Source organism: Paraburkholderia largidicola, from assembly GCF_013426895.1.
Taxonomy (GTDB): Bacteria; Pseudomonadota; Gammaproteobacteria; order Burkholderiales; family Burkholderiaceae; genus Paraburkholderia; species Paraburkholderia largidicola.
Window position 1 is genome coordinate 311,262 of sequence record NZ_AP023176.1, and the last position, 24,119, is coordinate 335,380.

Genomic DNA, 24,119 nt, shown 5'->3' on the forward strand with positions numbered 1-24,119 from the left:
GCTGTTCGACGACGCAAAACAAGCCCACGCGATCACGAGTGTGTCCGGAAACCTTGCGCATCTGACATTGAAGAGGCTCCGCGTCCAGTGAAAAAATGGGGCTTTCAAGGAGTGTGACGACCATGCCCTACCTGCAACTGGACGTAAACGACCACTATTCAGTGGAAGACAAGCGGCGCCTGGCGTTGAAGATGAGCGAGACGTACGCGCGAATGATGTCGGTCGACATCAGGCGTATCAGCGTCGCGATTCGAGAGCTGGGAGACGGCGGTGTCTGGCGGATTCCCGAAGCCGGCGAAGAGCCCACCCCGGTCGCGGTCATGATGCTGGACATCAGAAAGGGCAGGACGCCCGAACTGCGTATGGACGTGGCCAAAGCGCTGTGCGCGCACTGCATCGACATTCTCGGCCTGCGTGAAGACCGGCTCAACGTCGAATTCACCCAGCATTCCGGGGATGAGATGTATCACCCGGCGCTGGGCGGTTATAGCCCGGAGTGGACGCCGGACGAGCAGTGAGGCGAACTGCGCTTACAGCGCAAGGGGCGTGACACCCGACGCCCGCTGTATGGTTTGCGGTGGCTGACCGAATGCACGCAGAAACGCCTGACGCATCCGCTCCCGGTCACCAAAGCCTGTCTCTCTCGCGACGATCTCGATCGGGTGACGGGTCGTTTCCATCATCAGACGGGCGGCTTCAACGCGAAGCCGCTCGACTGCCTTCGCGGGCGATTGCCCGGTTTCCTCACGAAACACGCGGCTGAACTGACGCGGACTGAGCCGTGCCGCTTCGGCCAGCCGCTCAACCGACAAATCGCTTGCCAGGTTTTCGCTCGCGTAGGCGAGTGCCATCTGAACGCGGTCTGAACGGGCGCTCATCTCCAGCAGCGCCGAAAACTGCGACTGACCGCCACCGCGACGCTGATAAAGCACCAGCTTGCGCGCAACCATGCGCGACGTGTCCAGCCCGAAGTCGTTTTCGACGATCGCAAGCGCGAGATCCACGCCGGCGCTCATGCCGGCCGACGTCCAGATCTGTCCATCCACGACGAAGATGCGGTCTTCTTCGAGCTGTACGTTCGGATACTGCTTCTGGAAGTCACGCGCGTGGAACCAGTGTGTCGTTGCACGCTTTCCTTCCAGCAGACCTGCAGCAGCCAGAACAAATGCGCCCGTACAGATCGACGCAATTCGTCGCGATTGGCGCGGCGCTTCCCGAAGGTAGTCCACCAGCGCAGCCGAAGGAAGGCGGCATTCGTTGTCGCCCGCCACGATGAGGGTGTCGTAGCCCTCTTTGGCAAGTGGTTCGCTATGAACCGAAAACCCCTGGGACGAAGCGATCGGTCCACCGTGCTCGGACACGATCCTGAATTCGTAAGCTGCTTCGCCGCGCAGCAGATTGGCGTATTCGAAGACGCTCGCCACTGCGAGCGCGAGCGACTGGAAGTTGGGATAGACGAGAAGTCCGACGGTATGCATTGATGCCTCGCGAGTCATGGCCTGATTCGTTGAAGGTAGCACATAACAGACGGCATCGTGGGAGAAAGTGTGACCGAAATCATTGCATATATGGCATTGAGGTCTTGGGCGGCCGAGGTCAGAATTCGCTCCATGAACTGACGCCCTGTTGGTTCAACCACTCACTCAAAGGATTGAAAATGACTTCCTCTACGAACGGTTTCGCGCTGATCACGGGCGCATCGGCTGGCATCGGCGCTATCTACGCTGACCGACTCGCCAGGCGCGGCTACGACCTCATTCTGGTGGCACGCAACCAGAGCCGACTGGACGCGCTCGCAGAGCGCCTCACGAGAGAGACAGGCCGCTCGATCGAAACGATTGCCGCCGATCTCAACGACAAGGCTGCGCTCGCGACAATCGAGACCCTGCTTCGCGAAGACCCGCGCATCACGATGCTGGTGAACAACGCGGGCGTCGGCTCGGTTGCTTCGGTTCTCGACGGCCACGTCGACTCCATGGAATCGATGATCGACCTGAACATCACGGCACTGACGCGTCTGACCTACGCGGCTGCGCCTGCGTTCGTCGCCAAGGGCTCGGGCACGATCATCAACATCAGCTCGGTGGTCGGGATTGCAGTCGAACTGCTGAACGGTGTGTACAGCGCCTCGAAATCGTACGTGCTGAGCTTCGGCCATGCGCTTCAGCGCGACCTCGCAGGCAAGGGCGTGCGTGTGCAGACCGTGCTGCCGGCAGCGACGGCAACCGAGTTCTGGGACGTCGCCGGCTATGCGAAGCAAAAGGAAGCCGCGAGCACGATGACAGCCGACGATCTGGTGGATGCCGCGCTCGCGGGCCTCGATCAGGGCGAACTCGTGACCATCCCGACGCTGCACGACGGCGACGACTGGACGAAGTGGGAAGCCGACCGTCGCGCGCTGGCTCCCCGGTTCGCGAATGCCAAGGCCGCGCCGCGCTACACGTCGGACGCCACGACCGCCAGGTAAGTCCGCTAACCCATATTGCAAAAAACCTGATCATGAAACTCTTTAAATTCGGCGCCGCTGCGCTCGCGATGGCCACTGCCTTTGCATTGCCGGTTGGCGCGTCGGCACAGTCACGCGGCAAGGTCCTCGTCGTGATGTCGAGCGCGCATGAGCTCGACCTGCGCGATGGCAAGCACTACGAGACCGGCTACTACCTGAACGAGTTCGTCGTGCCGTATCGCAAGCTCGTCGAGGCAGGCTACGAGCCGGTCATCGCGAACCCAAAGGGCGACATGCCCGTCATGGACGCCAATTCGAACAACAAGATGTTTTTTGGCGGCGATGATGCAGCGCGCGCTGACGCATTGAAGTACGCACAAGGCATTGCGCAGCTGAAGCATCCCAGGACGCTCGCTTCCGTGGTCGCCGAGGGAACAGGCGGCTATGTCGGGCTCTTCATCCCGGGTGGCCACGCTCCGATGGTGGATCTGCTGAAGGACCGCAATCTCGGCAAGATCCTGGTCAGCTTCCATGACAGCGGCCGTCCGACTGGAATCATCTGCCACGGACCCATCGTGCTGCTGTCCACGCTGAAGGACCCGGACACCTTCGTCGGATCGATGATCGCCAATGATGGCAAGGCGAATTCGCTCGCTGCAGGCTGGCCGTATGCCGGTTATCGCATGACGGTGTTTTCGACGGGTGAAGAGCAGCAACTCGAAGGCCCGAACGGTCTCGGCGGCCATGTTCAGTTCTACCCGGTGAATGCACTCGCAGAAGCGGGCGCGCATGTCGATACGGTCGCGAACTGGCACAGCAACGTGGTCGTCGATCGCGAACTGATTACGGGTCAGCAGCCGATGTCGGCACCGGAATTTGGTGACGTCCTGGTGGCGAAACTGAAAGCGCGCACGAACTGATCCCGGTTGTCCAGCAAGTTCGTGAAAGGACTGGATGCGTCGTATCCAGTCCTTTTTTCATGGGTTTCCCGATGACCCGAAAACCCTGCCTATCCGACATGGTTCACGGCATCGGTGTCATCTAAGGTAGTGGCAACAGGTTTCTGGCGGCGTACTGGCGCTGGATCAGGCGCGACAGAAGACCACGAGCTAACGGAAAAAGATCATGAGACAACCCTTCTACAAAGTTCTATACGTGCAGGTTCTGCTGGCAATTGCCGCTGGCGTTCTGTTAGGTCACCTGTACCCGCAGTACGCGACCGCAATGAAGCCGCTCGGCGACGTATTCATCAGGCTCATTCGCATGATCATCGGACCGGTGATCTTCTGTACAGTGGTGACGGGCATCAGCAGCATGAGCGATCTGAAAAAGGTGGGACGCGTCGGTGGAAAGGCGCTGGTCTACTTCGAGCTCGTGTCATCCATTGCTCTGGTGATCGGCTTGCTGGCCGGCCATGTGCTGCATCCTGGCGACGGCTTCAATGTGTCGATCGCTTCGCTGGACACACACGCGATAGCAGGCTTCGTCAGCCAGTCGGAGCATCACGACGGGCTGACCGGCTTTCTGTTCGGGATCGTTCCTGTGTCGTTCTTCGACGCGTTTGCCAAGGGCGACACGCTGCCCATCCTTTTCGTATCCATCATGTTCGGCATTGCGATCTCTGCGGCCGGGGAGCGGGCAAGCGGCGTAACGACCATGATAGAAAAGCTGTCTGCAGTGTTCTTTTCTTTCGTCAAGATCATTACGAAAGCTGCACCTGTGGGCGCATTTGGTGCGATATCGTTCACCGTTGGGAAGTACGGTATTGCATCATTGATACCCCTCTTCAAGCTGATCCTGACGTTCTACGCGACAGCGTTCATCTTTGTTGCAGTGGTGCTCGGGACTGTCGCCAGGATGGCGGGGTTCAGCGTATTCAGGCTTCTCGCCTATCTGAAGGAAGAATTGTTGATCGTGCTCGGAACGAGCACGTCCGAAGCCGCGCTTCCTCAATTGATGGAGAAGCTGGAAAGACTGGGCTGTGCGAAAGCGGTGGTTGGTCTGGTCGTGCCGACCGGGTACTCGTTCAACCTCGACGGCGCCAACATTTATATGACGCTCGCGGTGCTGTTCCTTGCCCAGGCGACGAACATCCATCTGACGACCGGTCAGGAACTGACGCTGCTGGCTGTCACCATGCTCACGTCCAAAGGATCGAGTGCGGTTGTCGGCGCAGGTTTCGTTGCTCTTGCGGCAAGTCTTGCGGTTGTGCCTACCGTTCCTGTGGCAGCCATGGTGCTCATCCTGGGTATCGATCGCTTCATGGCTGAATGCCGCTCGCTGGTGAATATCATTGGTAATGCAGTAGCGGTGGTCGTGGTGTCGGCGTGGGAGGGGGAACTCGATCGGTCGCAGATGCACGCGGTGCTCTACGGAGAGCGGGATCAACGCATCTCGATTGATGGATCGGTAACGCTGAATGGGCCACAATCTGTCGAAAGCAAGGTGCATTGATTTCGAGTCAGGGATTTTCCGGCGCGGAAACGGGGTCCCGATCTGGTTTGAAAGCCTGACGCTACACATACGAGCAAGCAATGCGATCGTTGGTGGAATCTTCCAGCTCGGCGAGCGCCTTCTCCTTCTGTCAGGCCATAGACATTTTCTGCGCGCGACACCGGCCGAGCCAGAGCGGCCACTATCAGTCATTCGACAGAGCGGGGCAGATCGTCGACAATCGCAAGCGCTAGGTGCCAAACGACGGTTCGAAAGCAGTGAAAACCATCAGAAAGCAATCTCCCTATGAAGCCCCTTGCATCTTTTCGCAAACGCGTAAGAGACCGACCAGACCAGGTGAGACTACATGGCTAGAGCGGCATGACGATTGGGAACTGGAAATACGACGAATTCGTTGCAGCAAACGACGGCCGATTCTCGGTTTTAGACTTCATACATGCGGTTTCTAAAGCTGTCTCCTTGCCAGGGACTTTGCCATTTGCATGGGTCATTTGTTTGCCCCAGAGATGGTCATGTTCGACGGCGTTATTGTTCTATCAGAATGGTTTGATGAGAATAGATACCAACGCTATCGAAACGATGGAATGCAACGAGGCGAGGCTCAGGCGTGGATCAATATGGTGGAGCTAACAGGAATTTTCGACGGAATCCGCTCTTGATAAGGCGAGAGAACTAGCGGTATTCATCGCCCAATTATGGAACGATAGAATCGACCAACGTTTTCCCGGCGAGGCAACCAGAGCAAATGTCGTTTCCGGTGAAGATTCAGATGAGATCTTCGTTACGATTGGGAAATTCCCCGCCATGCCACGGACATCGGGCTAGTGCTGCAGATTCCCACAGCGAATAGCATTCTGCGCGAAGACGGGCGAGCGTTCAGTAGTGAAACGTGTTCAATCAGGTTGATCGGCAAATTTCCGTGTGCGGCCAGTTTCGGCCACTCGACGTCTGTGCCTAGATCGTCAACAATAGGGCCACCTCTGCCGGCTGTACAGACCGACTACTTGCCGCAAAGCCATCGACGCTCTCATTTCAATCGAACCGCACGACTCCTATTCGCGATCTTCCTCTCCGATGCCCTTGTTGCGGATTCAAGACGCTCAGCGAGCGTGGCGGCTATGAAATATGCGCCGTGTGCTTCTGGGAAGACGACGGGCAGGACGATGATGACGCGGATGAAGTGCTCGGCGGACCCAATGGCGATTTGAGCCTTACAGAGGGGCGAGCGAACTACCGAGCATTTGGCGCTTCTCGCAGACAGGACCTTCTGCACGTTCGATCACCATTGCCTCACGAGATGCCAGATGTGGTCTAGCCTATCTTGCTCTAAGGCCCGAGCAAAAGTGCAAGAGAACAGCTTCAGCGGCCGCTTTCCCAATCTGCCAACGACCGCTCAGGGTCGATCTGAGCCGATTGCATCGGGCAGCAGCCGGCTATGAAGCGACGCTCGACGCGATGAGCAAAGTCGTTGACAATCGGGACTCCACGGCCCTCAGCTACCGCACGTAAGAATATGACCCGCCCGCCCCGTCCACCGGACCTGATTGTGAATTTCGCTCTGACGGCACGGAGATCAGATGGCGCGTCGAAGGAGGTTATTTCAGGTTATCGCCCAATCTACAAGGTGCGCACTGGTTACTGGTCATCTGCACATCATGAGTTCGTGGACGCAACCGGCGTTTGCACGGGGCAGCAACGTAAGGCGGAGGTCTGGCTTTTATCGCCCGAGGCATATCCACACACGTTTTGGATCGGTCGACGTGTTGAGGTAGCCGAAGGTTCAAGAGTTGTAGGTGTTGTTGACGTCCTGCAAATACTCAACCCGCAGCTCGAATTGTTCGCGCGTGACTGACTGCTTTGGAGTCTGTTGAGAGACCGCTCCGGGTCGATTGTGCCTGTTGCATGAAGCGCGAGCCCGGGGGCGACCAACATGGACCGACGCGTGGGACTGTGTGCGGCCAGAATCGGCCGTTCGACGGCGGGAGGAATATCGTCGACAATGGCACCACGCGGGCCAAGTAGAACAATGAACGATGTCCCACCTGACAGATATTTTTGCAGACTGCGAATACCTCTATCTCGACAGGTTGTTTGAGCCTGCCGAGAACGGACTATCAGTGCGAATCCTTGAGGCAACTAGCGGAGGTCAAATACCAAGCGCGATTCTGGACTCTGAATCGTTCAAACCTGTGAAGGATGTTCTCACCCAGGCAACGGCCATTGAACATCGCGAGGGATGCCGTATCTTTGAGCTGACTTGGCCCACCTACGTTGGCTACTCCGTGCTCAATGAAAGTTTCGCTTTGCCAGAGCCGGAAACTTCAACGCACGTCGGTCGACTTTTCGTCGAATATACGTCGTCCACTTACCTTGACTATCTCAAGAGAGCATCATGGGCCTGTGCGGACTTTCCCGGTCCGTATAGACACTGGGCGGCGTTGTGCCTGAATCATATCGTTGACGTTGCGTCTGTTGATGACCCAGCAGTCGAGGTCTCGATTGCGAGCGCGAGCGAGAACATTGGGCGTGGCAGTTTCGAGATACCCATCCAACGTCGCTGATGTCGATGTTTCACGGCTTTCATATAAGCGGCGGTATAACGCCCGGCGAACGCGAAATGCAGTGCAGGTTGTCGCGCCTCGGGTAGGTCAATCCAGAACAGCTTCCGACTACGACAAGGCTGACCGAGACTATGCGGGCGGCTGGCGTGGGGCGTTGTAGTAGTCAACGTTATGAATATCTGTTATCGGGCACATCCACTGGCCGCTCAAGGGTCGGCTACGGAAGTTGGGGGGCGGCCCCCGCTCGATCATCGGCGAGCTTCGAACTGCCGGGTCGGCCACCAGCGGTCATTCGACTTACTGGCGCGAATCGCCGACAATCGGGTGAACAAACTTCATTTGCGACGGAAAGCGGGCGGATGGAACCTTGCAACATTCAATTTGCGGTGGATCACCTTTGCCATTGGGCAAGCATGGGCGACTATGTGCTGATCCCGCCTGATCGCAGCTATGAAATCACACTGGGATATGAAGGTGAACCTCCGCACGGAGATTCATATCACGTTGTTGATATAGCCAGGCGCCCGTTTCCCGGCTATGCATAGGGCAGCTTGTTCGTAAGGTCAGAATGTTGGACCTTCATTGCCCCCAGTTGGATGGATAATAAATTTGAAAGGCTGACGACGATTATCGAATTCCAGATATTTCGTTTTGCCGCGATACGTCTATCATTCCCGTATCGAGTGCCCGCTAATTTTAGACGCAACGTGCGAACAAGAGGGGGATGGGTTCAACGGCTCAGAGGCTTGGGTAACTTATTGACAAGTTCCGGGCTTTATCGCCGGTTCAAACTCGTCGTTCTTGAGGCTGTCGAACGAGCGCGCGAATTGATCAGCGCGACTTCCTGTCAATCGTTGGGATCTGGCTTTTGAAGAACGCTACTTGTTACGCATTATGCTAATGGCATGACGCTGCTGGGAGTGCTATTTGAACCAAACTCTAGTTCTGCATTCTGAGCGCTCTATCGCATTGCGTCGGTCATCATTTATTTGTTAGCATCAACGCGTTTAGCGTTCATCTGGCGTAATACCGAAATGACAAATGGATCGACCATACGGGTAGGCGACAAAACGGATCATGGGGGTGAAGTCGTCGAGGGATTTTCCTTTTTTTCAGATCGATGGACGGCCGGCCGCCGGTGTTGGACATGCGGTCACCTGCCCGAAATGCAGCGGCAGGCACTACATCGTAGGAGGTGTAGATAGTTTCTCGATTCGAGGAGTTGCAGTCGCTATTCATGGCATGAAGACATCTTGCGGAGCGACGCTCATTGCGTCACAAAGCAATCATATGCTCGAACACACGAGTGGCGCAGTCGGGGAAGCAACAGGAGGGTTTGGGGCAGATAACCTGCCGGAACACATCAGTTCAGACGATGATCTTGAACAGATCTTTATCTTCAAACACACTGATACCGGCGAACCGGTTCGGGGAATGGCCTATAAGCTGATAAGCAACGGATCGAGTCTCGGTGATGTCGCACAATTGACAGGTGGATCAACAGAAGCTCTTTCTCTCACTGACTATCCGAATCTTCAACTTGTCGCATGGCGCACATAGCCAGACATGCCGGATATTGACGATCAGACCAGGAAGCTCGCTGGCATAGCCTACGGTGAAGCGTCCGTTGATGACGATCCCGACGAGATAGGCGGTATAGCGTTCGCCGTTGCAAATCGTTGCCGCGCTTGGGGTGGAAAGACTGTGGATCAGCTATTGAGCGCTGATCCCAACTACACATACGCCGTCAGCGACGGAAACGCTCGCTTCGGAAAGCTCATGAGCAGCAGTAATGCAGGTGTTGCGAAAGATCCCGGCATGTCGCTTGCCGTCGAGTGGGCCAGGAAGGCACTCGTCGCCGATGGCACGGATCCCTCAGGGGGCGGGTTTTGGTGGGATGGTTTAGATTTCAAGAGCAACTATGCCCACCACCCGAAAGTTCGCGACGGTTTCAGGTACGGTTCCCCGGAGCACAACATTTTTGACGTTCCGGAGGCACGTCGCCCGGTGACGATATGGTGGCAGGTGAAAAACAAGAAGACGGGCCAGCTCGTGAATTCATCGGTTCGTGGAAAGTACGATGCAATCTGGGTTTCTACTGCAGCGCACGGCCACACTATCTTCTGGAAACATGATCCGGACTACATCTCTGCGACTAGTGGCAAGGTGTATCGATGATGCGTAAGACTACCCTTATGGCGCTACTGTTGTGCGCATCCCGATGTGCGCTCGCAGGGGAGGTGTATGACGGCTATCAGGCTTTCTTTGATCGCCAAGCAGGGCAGGTCTTCACGTCGCCTGTCTCAAGCGACTACCTGCCGTCAACCTATGACAGTCGAGGGGTACCACAAGCTGCATGGCAGGGTCGAGTCGGAAACAGGAGTGTCTCTTTGGTTGTGGGCGATCAGACACTTCGCATCAATGGCAAACGCTACGAGTATTCGCGATCGGTCCGCTTGCCATCGGATGGTCGAGGCGACGTGGACCCAAGATCCATCACTCTCTATGTGACACGATACACGAAAAACGCCGGCCCCATGCTTTGCCTTGAGTCGACCGGGACTGGTTCAGGGTCCGCAGACAGATATGCGCAAGTGTATGTGATCAATCAAGCGCAATCCAAGTTCACGCTGTTGAAGTTGCCTTCTCTTTTTGGATCGTGTCGAGGCCTTATCGAAGATCATTCGGAACTACGGTTTCCTGCGTTTTCGTATCGGCGCGCGGGGCAGGCGGTCGATCCAGTTGGCACCGATGTACAGTACTACTCGATTGTTTCGGGCCGATATGTGCCCACTTCAAGGCGTCTGGCCACTCGCTTTGTCGAGCCAGGAAATGTGTTCAAGTTCGAGGTCGAATGAGGTCGGCATGGGAGAATGACCCGGCGCCCCCGAGGTCTGTCACCACTGCAGAGTCCTTCTGTCAATTTTGTCACTGCTGTAACCAGTCGGTAGTCTCGGAGTGGCCGGCGGCGAAGCTGCTGGCGTGCTGAGCGTGAAGACTTCGCTGCATGAGCTGCGCAGCGGGTCTTCGAATGTCCGCTGTCGCGCACTTCAATTGTCCGCTTCGGGTCGGTTTGGAGCGTTCGCTGTCGGCCCCGATACGGCCATGAGCGGTCGGTCGACACGGTGGCGTAGATCGTCGACCATGGGCTTCAATAGCGGATTGAAACGGCATCGACACCGTTAGCGACCGAACTCTATCCGGCGTCGAAGTGGTTTTGCCCAACGGTACAGACGAAATCAAAATAAGGAGAAACGATATGCTGTGTCCGGTTTGCAACTCTCAAAACCTGGCTACGAGCGTAAAGTGTTTTCAATGCGGAACGACACTTATACACGAAGCTACAGGCCACTCGACCGCGTACATAAAAGGGGCTAGGAGGGTTGATTCATATACTTGTGGACTCGTGGGCGCCATCTCTACCTTGGTACTCGCAGTCGTCTTATTGAAAACGCTATTTTCCGATTGGAATCTAAACGCGCCTCTCATTTGTTTCATTGGCTTTTTTCTCGGTGGAATGGCCGGCCGATTCATTGCATGGTTGAAATGGCGTGATCTTTTGCGACTGTCGAAATCGATCGGAATGCGATGAACGAAACCACCTGCAGAAGAGATAAGCATACATTCCAGGCCATCAATCGATTTTGCACGTTGACCGAGCGACAGGATGGAATGTTCGCTTCAGTTCCAACGCGAGACATCAAACTCATGCCTAAATCACCTCTGTCGAATTGATGGAATGGAAGTGCGGTAGGACTACTTTCCCGAGTTCTTCGAGTGTTTCCGCAAGCGGACGGTGGTTACGTCTGAAATGCAGCGAGATATGATGAACCCCGGCAGCTTTCATCTCCGTCAGTTCCTCGATCAGCGTAAAGCATCCCGCACGCACGCCAAATCGGTGCCGCGTCAGCGGCGCGTAGGGGTTATCAGCCAGATCCAGATGGACAACGCTGATATATGGCTTGCTTCCGGCTACCGCGCGCCATGCGGCGGCCCGGCGGCGATGATCGTCAGGCGTGCCCGGATAAGCGAGGCAACCATCCATATGTTCACCAAGCCATGAGAGTTGTTGCTGCGCGCGGCCCGCGACGAGAAGCGGCAACCGGTGATCCATATATGGCAACACTTCAATTCCCGGCGGTAAATAATCTAGACCATCGCTCCGCAGTAGCGCGATCTGCTCCCTAAAGTTCTCACCTCGCGAGTCGAAGTCACGTCCGAAGATAGGGTATTCCACTGGCCTGTCTCCGCTTGCCACGCCCAGAAGCAATCTGTTGCTACTCAGACTTTGGATCGTTGCTGCTGACTTGAGCGTGAGTAGCGGTTCGCGGAGAGGCAATACGATAGCTGCCGTCCCAAGCAAGATTCGGCGGGTAATGGCAGCCAGGTAGCCGATATAGGTGAATGCCTCGTAGATTTGGCCTGCGTCACCAAATGACGGATCGAACAGCGGCACGTCCCGTATCCACATCGCGCGGAACCCAAGTCTGTCGACGAGTTGCGCCAGCTCGGCGTGGTGACTCATATCGGGAATGCCCGCGCGATGTGTAGGGCGCGAAGCGGCCACCCAATCGTTGTCGAGTGGAAGTTCGACGCCAATGCTGAAGCCACCCGATGTGAGGGTTTTGAGCGCGTTTTGCATGAGAAGGCTCCGTCAGAGCGGACGCAAGCTGCCGATCAAGCGGTGAAGGACGAGTTGAGGCGTAGTGAAATAAGAGAGGGAATGGCCGTTGTCGAAGTCGTCGATATGTACGACGGTCGAGCGATCGGCTTCTTGCCATGCGATTGCATAGATTCCCGGCGAAATTCGTTGCCAGGCGTACTGCACTTCGCCTTTCGCTCCCCTGTAGGAACCTTCAGTAATCTCGTAGCCCATCGTTACGCCGTCCCTGTCGTATCGGTTAATGGCCGTCAACTCCTCGTAGCGGACTTCAAAGGCTTTACCGGCAAAAGGCGGGAGGTCGGGTGTCGACTTCATTCGATTGATCCTCGCAAGTGAAAATTGAATCGGCTCGCAAATAAGAGCCTCTACGGGGGACGGTCCAGGCGATAGCGGAGTGGTAGTCGACCGCGCCGGGCTGTCGACCCGACGCGATGTCCTTGGCTCAAAGCGTAGTTTCCGTAGCCAGAGTGGCAGAACCCTAGGTCAGCGCGTAAGACCGGGCTCCCGTCCCGGCAAGATTGCCACCATCGACAATCAGATACTCGGGGCGAATCGGCCTTCCTTCAAAGAAACATTGAAGGATTTCGAGTGTGCCGGCGGCGTATCGCGCTTGTCCCGACAGCGAACTGCCCGACATGTGCGGTGTCATTCCGTTGTACGGCATCGTCCGCCACGGGTGATCCACGGGCGCCGGTTGCGGAAACCAGACGTCGCCAGCGTAGCCAGCCAGATGGCCTGATTGCAGAGCTTTCACGATTGCGTCACGATCACACAACGCTCCACGAGCGGTGTTGATGAGATAGAACCCACGTTTAGCGAGCCCCAGCATCTTCTCGTTGAAAAAGCCTTGAGTGGAAGGATAGAGCGGCATCTGAAGATTGATGATGTCGCAGACCTTGACGAGATCCTCGGGTGTATCGTGATGAATCAGGCCGAGTTCTGTTTCGACGGCCGAGGGGAGGCGATGGCGTTGGTAGTAGTGCAGCTTGACATCGAACGGCTTGAGTCGGCGTAACACAGCGAGCCCAATCCTGCCCGCGCCGAGCGTACCGAAATGCATGCCTTCGACGTCGTAGCTGCGGCTTACGCAATCTGCGATGTTCCATCCGCCATTCACCGCGAACTGATGGGCGGGAAGGTAGTTTCGAACGAGACCTAGTACCATCATCACCACATGCTCGGCGACACTGATGCTGTTCGAGAATGTCTCTTCCGCGACGGTAATGCCGTGCGCCGCCGCGGCTTTCAGGTCGACGTGATCCGAGCCGATGCCTGCCGTGAGAGCGAGCTTCAGCTTCTTCGCCTTAGCGATACGCTCGGCCGTCAGATACGCTGGCCAGAAAGGCTGGGAAATTACGACATCTGCATCAACAAGGTGCCTGTCGAAGGTCGAATCGACGCCATCTTTGTCGCTGGTCACTACGAGCTCGTGGCCATTTTTTTCGAGGTAGTAGCGTAGGCCCAACTCTCCCGATACGCAGCCGACAAGTTCGCCCGGCCTGAAGCCGAGCGGACCTTCGGGTGACGGCACGGTTTGTCCGTTAGGGTAATGGGTGATGGTCGGAATATCGTCGCGTACATACTTGGGCGGATATCCGGTTACCGGGTCGGGGTAAAGGACACACAAAATCTTGGCCATGTCTGCTCCGTATGAAGAAATTGTCACTAGCAGGTTTTTAACGAACTAGTATCTGTATTTGGAATCTCTAAGCTGAATATATCTTCTCTTATTGCACGAAATTATTTCGGAATGCGATTAATAATGATTTTTTAATGGAAGTCGAACGATTTTTTTGTCGAAATAATAGAGGTGCTTCTGACGCAAGAAATCGCAGTTCCGATATGACAGTGGTTATCGTCGATGTCGAGGATGTTAGTGTCGGATTTTCAGGCTGTGGACCAGAGAGCCCTGTTGCTTATCGCCATACCAGCAAGCGCCCGTTCAGGTAAGACTGTCTACAATCCCACCGTCTACCCGCAATGCGGCTCCTGTGGTGGCAGAGGCCTGGGTCGAACACGCGTACACAACCATATTTGCGACTTCCTCCGTCGAGGCGGCGCGCCGGATGATGGATGACCCGCGCGTTGCCATGACAAACTCGTTCAGCGCCTGTTCGATTGTCTTGCCTTCTTTCTTCGCTGTTTCTGCAACCATTTTGCGCGCTCCTTCCGACGCGGTTGGCCCAGGTAGAACAGCATTCACGGTCACGCCACTTCCCGCAGCGAACTTCGCAATCCCGCGCGCGATGCTGAGTTGAGCCGTCTTCGAAAATCCATAAGCAAGCATATCGGGAGGAATCTTCAGTCCCGATTCTGACGACATGAAGACCACTCGGCCCCACTTGCGCTCCATCATTCCTCGCAAATAGGCACGGGTGAGTCGAACGCCCGACATAACATTCATGCAAAAGTAACGCTCCCAGTCTTCATCCTTCGTGGTGAAGAGGTCGCCGGGGCCGAACACTCCCAGATTGTTGACGAGAATATCCGCGGCTGGTATGGCTTTCACCAGCGCGTCGGTTCCCGCTTGAGTACTGAGATCGCTTGGAATGCCACACAGTTTTGCGTCGGCAATCCGATCACGAATCTTCGCAATAGCGCTGTCGACAGCATCTTTCGACCGACCGTTGATGATCGTATTCGCACCCGCTTCCGCGAGGCCAGTTGCGATCGCAAGGCCTATACCGCCGCTTGACGCGCTGACAATCGCAGTTTTTCCAGAAAGATCGATTTTCACGTTCCTGCTCCGAAAAGCCTTCAACAGAAGAGGTAGTAGACTGCGCAGCCTGCCGTGCCGGCTACCGGGTTCCGGCGACGTGGTCTGTACGCGGGAACATCTCGGCCTCTAGCCGAAGGCGTTGTGCGTTCAGGGTCAGTTGTGAACGGTAAGCGAATCGAAGCGGCTCCGGGAGGATGAGTTGGAATTCAACCCGAATGGAACGAGCTGATTCGCTTCCGTTCACACTGTCGCGCTTACTTCGCCTTTTTCGCCAATCCCGTAGCGAGAGCCTTCAGGCCGTCCTCGTAGATTCCCTCGAACAGCTTTGAGATCTCCTGATCACTCACGGTCGTGGGTGTAAAGCGGCCCGACCATTCGACGCGACTCGACGTGGCGCCAGTCTCGACCACTTTCAAAGTCGAACGATAGTCTTTGACGGGGAACGGTGCCTTCAGGATGGCGTAGCTATAACTGCGCGCTGCATTGTCGAACGCGATCAGCCTCTCGACGATCGCTTCCCCATTCGGGTTAGCGAGATGCCGCACGCGCCCGCCTTCGCTCAGTTCGCTTTTGGGGATGTACGGCAGCCAGTCTGGCAACGAGCCAAATCCACCAATCAATTGCCACACCTGATCAGCCGGCTGCGGAATATCAATCCTTGTAGATGCTTCAGCCATGACGCCTCCTTTATTTCCGGTCGATTGGCAACGGTGCGAGTGGTGACACGAGGTTCAGCTTTCGCATCTCGCGCCAGAAGTCGTCGGGGATTGAAAACTTCAACGCCGCGATGTCCTCGGCGATCCGCGACGGATGGCTAGAGCCTGGAATGACGGCTGCCGAAGCTGGATGCGCAAGCGAAAACTGCAGTGCTGCTGCCTTGACGGGGACCTTGTGGCGCTCGCATACCGCGTTGATTTCCGCGACCTTCGCGAGAATCTCGGGTGATGCCTTCTGATACTCGAAGTGAGTGCCACCCGCCAGGACGCCGGAGCTGTACGGGCCACCCACCACGATGTCGACCTTTTTCTCTTCCGCTGCGGGCATCAGACGTTGCAGGGCGAGCTCGTGATCGAGCAGCGAATAGCGTCCGGCTACCAGCATCCCGTTGGGCTTGGCGTCGTTGAGCCCCAATGTCAGTTCAATCGGCTCGACACGATTCACCCCCAGCCCCCAGCCCTTGATCACACCCTGTTCCTGCAACCGCATCAGCGTCGGGAACGCGCCCTTGCGAGCAGTGTCGAACTGCGTGATCCATGCGTCGCCGTGAAAGTCCTGTGCGATATCGTGAATCCACACGAAATCCAATCGATCCACCTGAAGCCGCTTCAGGCTGTCCTCGATCGACTTGAGCGTGCCGCTCTCCGTATAGTCGTAGAGAATCTTGTTCTTCCGGCCGAACTCGAACAGCCCGCCTTTCTCTCCAAGATCACGCTTGCCGGTCTCCATCTCGTCGAGAATGATTCGGCCCACTTTCGTGCTGAGGATGTACTCATCGCGCTTGTGCTTGGAGAGCGCTTCGCCCACACGCAGTTCGGATAGCCCCGCTCCATAGAACGGTGCGGTATCGAAGTAACGCACGCCTTGCTGCCATGCTGCTTCCACAGTTCCCAGTGCTTCTTCTTGTGGAATATTGCGGAACATATTGCCCAACGGTGCTCCACCAAAACCCAACGGACCGTTCAGTAAGCTGCCTCTGATACTCATAACTGGCTCCCGGATCATGACGACCCAAAGTACGAATGTGTGATGGACCCACGAAGGTCCTGTGGCTGCCGGTCGCAACACAAACAACGCGTGAAACGATGAACGGACGCTGCCAGGAACCTTTGGACGCATCGACCAGAACCCGCTGTCTTTGCCGCGCCAGTTTGTGAAAGCGCGTCAACAGACGCTTCCCCTTGCCTGATCTGATCTGCTATGACTTGTGGATGCCTTGAGTGTTACTCGTTGTATGCAGATGCAAGGCGCTGCGGGTAATTCAATATATTCGTGGCATGTGCACCGGACAAGATCTACGAATGGTTAGGTTCCACTTCATGTTTTCAGGAATACTATACGTTGGTATATATATTGATGAAACGTCGTCAAAACGCTTAATACGAGAAGAGAAAAATGCGATGCGACGATGTACATGAACTTTACAGCGCGAAAGATTCCTCGAAGTGTCATAGTGATACCGGCTTGTTAGCAACGCGTCGATTGCTAACAAGACAATCTCGTGCGAGTCGCGACGCAGTGGAGGTCTTTGCGTTTGAGTTTTGGCTAGAAGGTGTGCATGATTCCGATGCGGAAAACCATCTGGTTCACGCCAGACGACGTGCCTGCCGAAGCATCAACGATCCGGGCTTCGTCGAAACTCGTGCCTGTATGCGCGCTGATAACGTGTTGATGGACACCCTGTACATAAAACGAAGTGCGCGTGCTCACGTCATAGTCGACCATGAACGAAAGATGGTGCCACTTGGGGTTGTAGTTACCGTTATCTGCAGTAAGGTGCGCCATGGTGAACGTATAGACCGCCCCAAGCCAGAAATTCGGCATGAAGTGATACTGCGTGCTCACTTCGAAGTTGTCGAACTTCCACGCGGGCCAACTCGCACCATTGGCGAGGCTCGAATTGTCTATCCATACATTGCCGGTCGGACCGTACACGTCGACGTGCGACCATGCAGCGCCCACTGCAAATTTCGGAAAGCGATAGTGGACAGCGATGCCGACATTTTGTTGGGGCGATGTCTCGAACAGCTCTCCGGTTGCTATCGCGCGATAAAGCCATAGAGCGTCACGCTTGATTGCGCGTACGCGATGCTCGAAAGAAGGGAGGCTGACGTCAAAGCAATGAGTGGCGGCGTGTTTTGTTTTGTTTGCATTTGACCCTCTTCATATGGCGGCCCCAATCAGCCGGTCAATGACGATGGACGTCGTTTGGCTCGATGCAACGACGTGACAGCGCAAACGCATCGCGATCTTTCGATCTTTTGTCATGCAGCGCTTCAACGTTTCACGCTCAGACTAGCGCGATTGGATAATATGTATCACCAACCAGTGCGAATGAAAAAATATAGGAAGATCGTGAATAAAGAAGTTCATCGACTGCTCACGATTGATCGGAGCATCGATAGAAAAACAGGAGATGAAAGGTCGTTCGGTCAACAAGGTTGATAACGTTTCATTGACCGAATACGTGGACAGTTACGAGAAGAGAGGATGTGACCTAATTGGATTTCATCGCCGGCGAGATTGGAAGGCGAAAATTTAAGGCTGATCGCCGACGATTGTTTCAACCGGAACCGGTTGGTCTTAGGTTCCTTATGCGGAGATTGCCTCGCGGATATTGGCTGCAATAGTCATGTCGGGTCTCAATGAAGTGTCACCGATACCGCTTAGGAGCCTTTTGGTGGCCTGCGGACCAAAGGGTGAAAGCGCAAGTAACTCTCGAACCAGTGCGTCTGTGGCATTTTCGAGTTCGCCGTCGACCGAAAACTCGGTGGCAACGCCCCAATCGTACGCTTTCACGCCATCGATGATTTGCGACCGCATGAGGATATCTCTCGTCCTGGCGGTGCCTATCATTCCACTGAGACGCGTCACGCTCTCGAAACCGGGGACTTGACCAGGGCGATGCGCGGGCAGCGAATAGGCGGTGGTCTCCGTGACGATCCGAAAGTCACATGCCAGCGACAACTCAAAGGCGCTGCCAAAGCAGTAACCCCGGTTCGCGGCAATAACCGGCTTGCTGCAACGCGACGGTGCGCTCAGCGCAAATGCAAGTTTTGATGTGTTGAGTGCCGAGCCATCGTCTGACTCGATCTTGTGGATCCCGTTGGAAAAATGTTCACCGGAACCGCGTATCACGATCACCTGGACCGTAGGGTCGACGTCCAGAGTCTCAATGACAGTTTTGATTTGTTCATGCTGCATGAACGACATGGCATTCATCGGCGGCCGGTCGAGGATGATGTCCGCGCGCAAGCCATTCGCGATCAGTTCGACATGGAAACCGTCGAGATTCGTCGGAAGGTTATAAGGTCGAAAAACAGGACGCGTCATAAATTCCTCTGTTGCATCGCATGGGTCGTCGACGTCAACCGTGCATTAATTCATATGAATACAGAGTGATGATCGGACTCACCGCACAGATCGTCACCGCAGGGTCAACACAAATCTAACACGCGTTAGTAGTTTTTCAACCGAAAAGTTAAATTGCATACGTATGCAGCAATATGTGAGAAAAACTACTCGTGTCACTGTCTCAGAGAACGAAATTGGTAGAAGGTGCAGCACATCATGGTAATTGCCTGCTTAACAATTCCAGTCTGCGCTCACTCGTACCCGCGTTCGATCAAAAGCTGGTGGCCGCTTGAATGTTGGAGGTCGATTGGCTACTCTAGGAATGGACCACTGCTGGATGGACTGTTTTTCGTAGGGCGAGACGCGTGAGAGCGTCTTTTTTTGATCCCGCAACTAACGCGCGTTAGCGGGAGCGACTCCGGGAATTGTCATGACAACGGCTCCTGTCGATGGCGCTCAATCACTCGTCCCATCGTTGCAAATGGGCTCGCGCCTTCGCGACCGGGAAGCGTTCACTGCGTGGCTGATGATCCTGCCTTCACTTATCGGCCTTATCGTCTTTTATCTGGTGCCGGCGGTGAGGGCAATGAGCATCAGCATGAGCAGCTGGAATCTCATGTCGGCGCCCCAGGATGTGGGCCTCGATAACTACCGTGCAATGCTCGCTGATGGCGAGTTCTGGCGCGCACTCGAGTTATCCGCGTATTACGTCCTTTTCAATATCCCGTTGCAGACAGCAACTGGACTGCTGCTCGCGGTATTGATGGACCGCCTCTGCCGGGCGATCGCACTACGCGCGATCGTGCTGCTGCCGTTTCTTCTTTCCAATGTGCTCGTGGCTTTGTTGTGGATGTGGCTCCTCGACCCGACGCTCGGTTGGGTCAACGTCATGCTTCAGTCGGTCGGCCTTACTACCCAGACATTCTTCAGTTCGCCCGTTGAGGCCCTCGCGACAGTAGCGGCCGTCAATACATGGCGATACACCGGCATGATCTCTTTGCTGTTTCTGGCGGGCATGCAGCGTATTCCCCGCAGCATTCTCGAGGCGGCAATACTGGATGGCGCTGGCGAATGGCAACTATTTTGCCGGATCACGTTGCCACTACTCCGGCCGGTCATGTTGTTCGTGCTTGTGACGAGCATTACCGGGGCATTCCAGATATTCGATACGATTGCAGTGGCGACCAATGGAGGGCCTGCGGGCTCGACACGCGTGATCGTCTATTACATCTACGAAAACGCCTTCAAGTTTCACAAGATGGGCTATGCGTGCGCCATGTCGATGGCATTGCTGTTCATCATGGCTTTGTACACTGCCATTCAGATGCGCGTTTTTCGCGCAAATGAGTCGGATCTTGCTATTTTCAATTTCGATCTCGGCGTCGTCGACCACGCAATTACCGCACCATCGAAGACCGCCAGGCGCGTTGGCCTCGGTCGCATTCTCGCATGGTGCTTGCTCGCGGCGCTGATCGCGGTCACTTTGATTCCGTTCTGGATCGTAGTGCGGACAGCGCTTACGCGCCCCGACGACTTGTATGCATCAACGGGAGCATGGTTGCCACCGGTATTGACGCTGGAAAACTTTCGGCGGGCGCTTGGATACGTATCTGACGACGTCGCTCTCGCCGCTGGTGGTTCAGGGAGCGATGTGAACTTTCTGAGATCTTTGTTGAATTCGATGATCTTTTCAGGGCTGGTCGTGGCGGGTCAGGTTGTCTTCAGCGCAATGGCTGCCTATGCATTCGCACGTTTGCGTTTCCGGGGGCGAAAACTGCTCTTTGCTCTATTTCTCGTCTCCCTGATGTTACCGAATATCGTTCTATTCATTCCAAACTTCATTCTCGTCAAGGAACTCGGTTGGCTCAATACCTATGCGGGTATGGTGGCACCGTTTCTTCTTGTGTGGGCATTTGCGATCTTCTTTCTCCGGCAGACGTTTTTGTCTATTCCACGCGAACTGGAGGAGGCCGCGCGTCTCGATGGTGCGTCGTACTGGACGATTTTCTGGCGAGTGGTGGTCCCCGTGAGCGTGCCACCGATAACGGCCGTTGCGATTCTATCGGGCGTCAACGCATGGAACGAATTCTTTTGGCCGTTCCTCGTGGCGAGCGCCGATGATATGCAAGTCCTCACCGTCGCGCTGCAAGCGTTCAAGTCGCAGGCGCCTCAAGGTGCGCCGGACTGGAGTGGCCTGATGGCGGCTGCGTGTCTGGCAATACTTCCATCGTTTGCGTTACTGCTTTTCTTTGGCCGGTTTGTCGTCCAATCCGTACAGTCTCCTCGCAAGAAGTGACCGTTGCATAGTCTGTACAGAAACTGTCGAAGGTTTTGATACTGTGTCTCGAATGTATATGAACATGAGGCTCTTTTCACGTTGGCACTGGCGGTATCCAGTTCCGCAGATCACCGGCATGATCGCCGCAATGGTGACCATGGTGTACGCCCATGCCGGTACCGTTGAAATCAGATACGCCCTATGGGATGCGAACCAGCGACCTGCTTATCAGGCATGCGCCACGCAGTTCGAAACAGAGAATCCCGATATCCATATCAAGATCTCGCAAGTCGGGTGGGAGAATTATTGGACTGTCCTCACGACGCAATTCGTGTCTGGCACGGCGCCCGATGTATTCACCAATCATTTGATGAAATATCCCGAGATGGTGACCAACGGGCAACTCGTCGACCTGACACCGTACATCCAGCGCGATCAGGTGAAGACAGACAGTTTCTATCCAGCATTACTGCTGAACTGGTCGAGAGACGGACATCAGTACGGCTTGCCGAAGGATTGGGACACGATTGCGCTGGTCTATAACAAGCAGATGTTCAGGGACGCTGGCATCGATCCCGCATCGATTTCGGACTGGACGTGGAACGATCGTGACGGAGGGTCCTTCGAGAAGGCAATCGCAAGGTTGACACTCGACGCCAATGGTAACCGTGGCGATTCGAGGCAATTCGATCCGCAGCACGTGAAGGTGCGCGGGTATCAGATCGCCCGAGCGGGCGGCATGATGGGCCAAACCGAATGGAGCGCGTTCGCTGTGTCTGAGGGTTTCAGATATAACGATGGCCCGTGGACCACTCGCTACTACTATGACGACCCGCGCCTGGCGCGCACGCTCGAATGGTTCACGAGTCTGCCGAAGAAAGGTTATTCCGCGCGTTTTGACGAAGCCAGCCGGATAGGAAGTTCTGCTCTCTTCGCGGCGGGAAAGACTGCGATCGTGAGCGATGGGTCATGGATGGTCAACTGGTACGCGCAGAACGCGAAATTCGAAGTTGGATACGCGGTTCTTCCTAAAGGTCCTCTCGGGCGCGCGACGATGTTCAACGGACTGGCCGATTCGATCTGGAGCGGCAGTGAACATAAGGAAGAGTCGTGGAAATGGGTGAGATATCTGGCTTCCGCGGCCTGCCAGAAGATTGTCGCGCAACGCGGTGTCGTATTCCCCGCAATAAAAGATCTCGACGCGATCACGGTCGACGCGCATGCCAGGCGCAAGATCGATACGCAGGCTTTCCTCGACATGACAAAGGCGACGACCTTCCAACCGCCTATTGCAAAAGGCGGCGCGGAGATCGACGCGATCATGGACGCCACCATCGAATCGATCCTGCTGGGGCGAGTGAATGCAGCAACGGCGCTTAAAGATGCCAATGTAAAGGTCAATGAGGTTACGCGACGTTAGCAAAGGTCGCGACTGCACAGGGTTCCGTCATAAAACACGCAACGGAGATGCCTCAATGTCAGTGGGAAAGCCCCTCAAGATTGCCTTGATCGGAGCGGGGAGCACTGTGTTTGCGCGCAACCTGCTCGGTGACATTCTTGGTTACCCGGAACTGGCGGACGCCACCATTGCGCTTCACGATATAGACGAGCGGCGGCTGGAACTGTCGGCACTCGTTGCGAGTCGGGTGGCGGGGCATTTGCACGCGAGTCCCGAGATTGTCGCAACGACCGATCGCATACGCGCACTCGATGGCGCCGACTACGTGCTCAATCTGATCCAGGTAGGCGGTTTCCGGCCAGGAACCGTGGTCGACTTCGAGATCCCAAAGCGATATGGGCTCGAACAGACGATCGGCGACACCATAGGCATTGGCGGGATCATGCGCGGATTGCGCACCATCCCCGTGATGCTCGAGATGCTCGCGGACATGGAGCGCGTATGTCCCGACGTCCTGCATTTGAACTACGTCAATCCAATGGCGATCCTCTGCTGGGCGATGAGCCGGGCGTCGCCTGTTCGCACGATCGGCCTGTGCCACAGTGTGCAGGGCACAGCCGCTGAACTCGCGAACGACATCGGCGTGCCGCTGGAAGAAATCCGCTATACGTGTGCTGGGATCAATCACATGGCGTTCTTTCTGAAGTTCGGACGGAACGGCGAAGATCTCTATCCCGCGCTGCATCGTGTGCGAGCCGAAGGTCGTGTTCCCGATGCAAACCGCGTACGTTACGAGATGCTGAATCTGCTTGGCTATTTTCCAACAGAATCGAGCGAACATTTCAGCGAATATGTTCCCTGGTTCATCAAGCGCGGACGCGATGATCTGCTCGCCAGGTTCAATATTCCACTGGATGAGTACCCAGGTCGCTGCCAGGTTTATGAGGCGTCCTGGGACTTTATTGAAAAGGAACTTCGCGAGCCGGGGTCGCAAGACCCCGAGGTCTTGCGGGCGACACTGCTCGGTCGGGGATTCAAGGTGATGGACAACCGTCATGACGGTGCGGTGGCGCAACTCGAAGGTCTGCGCACGGTCCGTCGCTCACTCGAATACGGCGCGACGATCATCCACTCGATAGAGTCCGGCGTCCGAAACGTCATCTACGGCAATGTGCCGAATACAGCACTGATCGACAATCTGCCGCAAGGTTGTTGCGTCGAAGTTCCCTGTCTGGTCGACGGGAATGGAGTGCAACCCACCCATATCGGGGCGCTGCCCCCGCAGCTCGCTGCCTTGATGCGCACGAATATCGGTGTGCAGGAAATGACTGTCGAAGCGGCGCTCACGGGACAGCGCGACCATGTCTATCATGCCGCGATGCTGGACCCGCATACGGCGGCCGAACTGGACGTGGACCAAATCGTGGCATTGGTCGACGACTTGCTCGATGCTCACCGCGACTCACTTCCGGAGAGCCTGTTGCAGCGCTCGCGCGTGGAGGTCGGGATTTGACGCGTGTCCTTCAAG

Annotated in this window: 20 protein-coding genes; 11 read left to right on the forward strand and 9 right to left on the reverse strand. The window is 55.8% G+C overall.

All coding sequences use genetic code 11. From position 1 onward, the window contains the following. Nucleotides 1–122 precede the first annotated feature (122 nt). Nucleotides 123–518, forward strand: a complete 396-nt coding sequence (locus PPGU16_RS30120) for a tautomerase family protein (protein WP_180726394.1) — start codon at nt 123–125, stop codon at nt 516–518. Between the two features lie 12 nt (nt 519–530). Here the strand turns inward: PPGU16_RS30120 and PPGU16_RS30125 are convergent, their stop codons facing one another. Then, on the reverse strand, nt 531–1,478 hold the full coding sequence (locus PPGU16_RS30125; protein ID WP_180726395.1) for a GlxA family transcriptional regulator: 948 nt from the start codon (nt 1,476–1,478) through the stop codon (nt 531–533). 179 nt (nt 1,479–1,657) lie between these two features. On the opposite strand from PPGU16_RS30125, the gene PPGU16_RS30130 reads away from it, so the two are divergent. The 7 genes from PPGU16_RS30130 (at nt 1,658) to PPGU16_RS30160 (ending at nt 9,639) form a co-directional block, all read left to right on the forward strand. Further along, on the forward strand, nt 1,658–2,467 hold the full coding sequence (locus PPGU16_RS30130; RefSeq protein WP_180726396.1) for an SDR family NAD(P)-dependent oxidoreductase: 810 nt from the start codon (nt 1,658–1,660) through the stop codon (nt 2,465–2,467). A gap of 32 nt (nt 2,468–2,499) precedes the next feature. After that, nucleotides 2,500–3,366 (forward strand): type 1 glutamine amidotransferase domain-containing protein, encoded by an 867-nt coding sequence (locus PPGU16_RS30135; RefSeq protein ID WP_180726397.1) that lies wholly within the window; start codon nt 2,500–2,502, stop codon nt 3,364–3,366. Nucleotides 3,367–3,571: 205 nt separating this feature from the next. Continuing rightward, nucleotides 3,572–4,900, forward strand: a complete 1,329-nt coding sequence (locus tag PPGU16_RS30140; RefSeq protein ID WP_180726398.1) for a dicarboxylate/amino acid:cation symporter — start codon at nt 3,572–3,574, stop codon at nt 4,898–4,900. A gap of 1,132 nt (nt 4,901–6,032) precedes the next feature. Next, on the forward strand, nt 6,033–6,215 hold the full coding sequence (locus tag PPGU16_RS30145; RefSeq protein WP_243460725.1) for a CPCC family cysteine-rich protein: 183 nt from the start codon (nt 6,033–6,035) through the stop codon (nt 6,213–6,215). A 718-nt stretch (nt 6,216–6,933) separates the two neighbouring features. Continuing rightward, a complete protein-coding gene (locus PPGU16_RS30150; protein ID WP_180726399.1) occupies nt 6,934–7,461 on the forward strand; it encodes a hypothetical protein in 528 nt (175 codons plus the stop codon). A gap of 1,083 nt (nt 7,462–8,544) precedes the next feature. Further along, nucleotides 8,545–9,021, forward strand: coding sequence for a PAAR domain-containing protein (locus PPGU16_RS43220; RefSeq protein ID WP_345961194.1), 477 nt, complete (start codon nt 8,545–8,547; stop codon nt 9,019–9,021). 6 nt (nt 9,022–9,027) lie between these two features. Beyond that, nucleotides 9,028–9,639: a hypothetical protein gene (locus PPGU16_RS30160; protein ID WP_180726400.1), complete on the forward strand. Its 612-nt coding sequence runs from the start codon at nt 9,028–9,030 to the stop codon at nt 9,637–9,639. 1,534 nt (nt 9,640–11,173) lie between these two features. Here the strand turns inward: PPGU16_RS30160 and PPGU16_RS30165 are convergent. The 8 genes from PPGU16_RS30165 to PPGU16_RS30200 all read right to left on the reverse strand — a co-directional run bounded on the left by PPGU16_RS30165 (nt 11,174) and on the right by PPGU16_RS30200 (nt 18,893). Then, nucleotides 11,174–12,103: a TIGR03571 family LLM class oxidoreductase gene (locus PPGU16_RS30165; protein WP_180726401.1), complete on the reverse strand. Its 930-nt coding sequence runs from the start codon at nt 12,101–12,103 to the stop codon at nt 11,174–11,176. 12 nt (nt 12,104–12,115) lie between these two features. Further along, on the reverse strand, nt 12,116–12,439 hold the full coding sequence (locus PPGU16_RS30170) for a MoaF-related domain-containing protein (protein WP_180726402.1): 324 nt from the start codon (nt 12,437–12,439) through the stop codon (nt 12,116–12,118). A 163-nt stretch (nt 12,440–12,602) separates the two neighbouring features. Continuing rightward, nucleotides 12,603–13,763: an NAD-dependent formate dehydrogenase gene (locus tag PPGU16_RS30175; RefSeq protein ID WP_180726403.1), complete on the reverse strand. Its 1,161-nt coding sequence runs from the start codon at nt 13,761–13,763 to the stop codon at nt 12,603–12,605. A 303-nt stretch (nt 13,764–14,066) separates the two neighbouring features. Then, on the reverse strand, nt 14,067–14,861 hold the full coding sequence (locus PPGU16_RS30180; RefSeq protein ID WP_180726404.1) for an SDR family NAD(P)-dependent oxidoreductase: 795 nt from the start codon (nt 14,859–14,861) through the stop codon (nt 14,067–14,069). Between the two features lie 236 nt (nt 14,862–15,097). Continuing rightward, complete coding sequence (locus PPGU16_RS30185) at nt 15,098–15,520, reverse strand: SRPBCC family protein (protein ID WP_180726405.1); 423 nt, start codon at nt 15,518–15,520, stop codon at nt 15,098–15,100. 10 nt (nt 15,521–15,530) lie between these two features. After that, nucleotides 15,531–16,547: an aldo/keto reductase gene (locus tag PPGU16_RS30190; protein ID WP_180726406.1), complete on the reverse strand. Its 1,017-nt coding sequence runs from the start codon at nt 16,545–16,547 to the stop codon at nt 15,531–15,533. Between the two features lie 558 nt (nt 16,548–17,105). Further along, on the reverse strand, nt 17,106–17,522 hold the full coding sequence (locus PPGU16_RS30195) for a porin family protein (protein ID WP_243460726.1): 417 nt from the start codon (nt 17,520–17,522) through the stop codon (nt 17,106–17,108). A gap of 630 nt (nt 17,523–18,152) precedes the next feature. Further along, nucleotides 18,153–18,893, reverse strand: a complete 741-nt coding sequence (locus tag PPGU16_RS30200) for an enoyl-CoA hydratase/isomerase family protein (RefSeq protein WP_180726407.1) — start codon at nt 18,891–18,893, stop codon at nt 18,153–18,155. Nucleotides 18,894–19,344: 451 nt separating this feature from the next. On the opposite strand from PPGU16_RS30200, the gene PPGU16_RS42770 reads away from it, so the two are divergent. The 3 genes from PPGU16_RS42770 to PPGU16_RS30215 are packed head-to-tail and all read left to right on the forward strand — an operon-like array spanning nt 19,345 to nt 24,104. Then, nucleotides 19,345–21,210 carry an ABC transporter permease gene (locus PPGU16_RS42770; RefSeq protein ID WP_243460727.1) on the forward strand — a complete coding sequence of 622 codons (1,866 nt, stop codon included), beginning with the start codon at nt 19,345–19,347 and terminating at the stop codon, nt 21,208–21,210. Between the two features lie 58 nt (nt 21,211–21,268). Beyond that, nucleotides 21,269–22,612 (forward strand): ABC transporter substrate-binding protein, encoded by a 1,344-nt coding sequence (locus PPGU16_RS30210; RefSeq protein ID WP_224031865.1) that lies wholly within the window; start codon nt 21,269–21,271, stop codon nt 22,610–22,612. Nucleotides 22,613–22,667: 55 nt separating this feature from the next. Then, nucleotides 22,668–24,104, forward strand: a complete 1,437-nt coding sequence (locus PPGU16_RS30215; protein ID WP_180726408.1) for an alpha-glucosidase/alpha-galactosidase — start codon at nt 22,668–22,670, stop codon at nt 24,102–24,104. Nucleotides 24,105–24,119 lie beyond the last annotated feature (15 nt).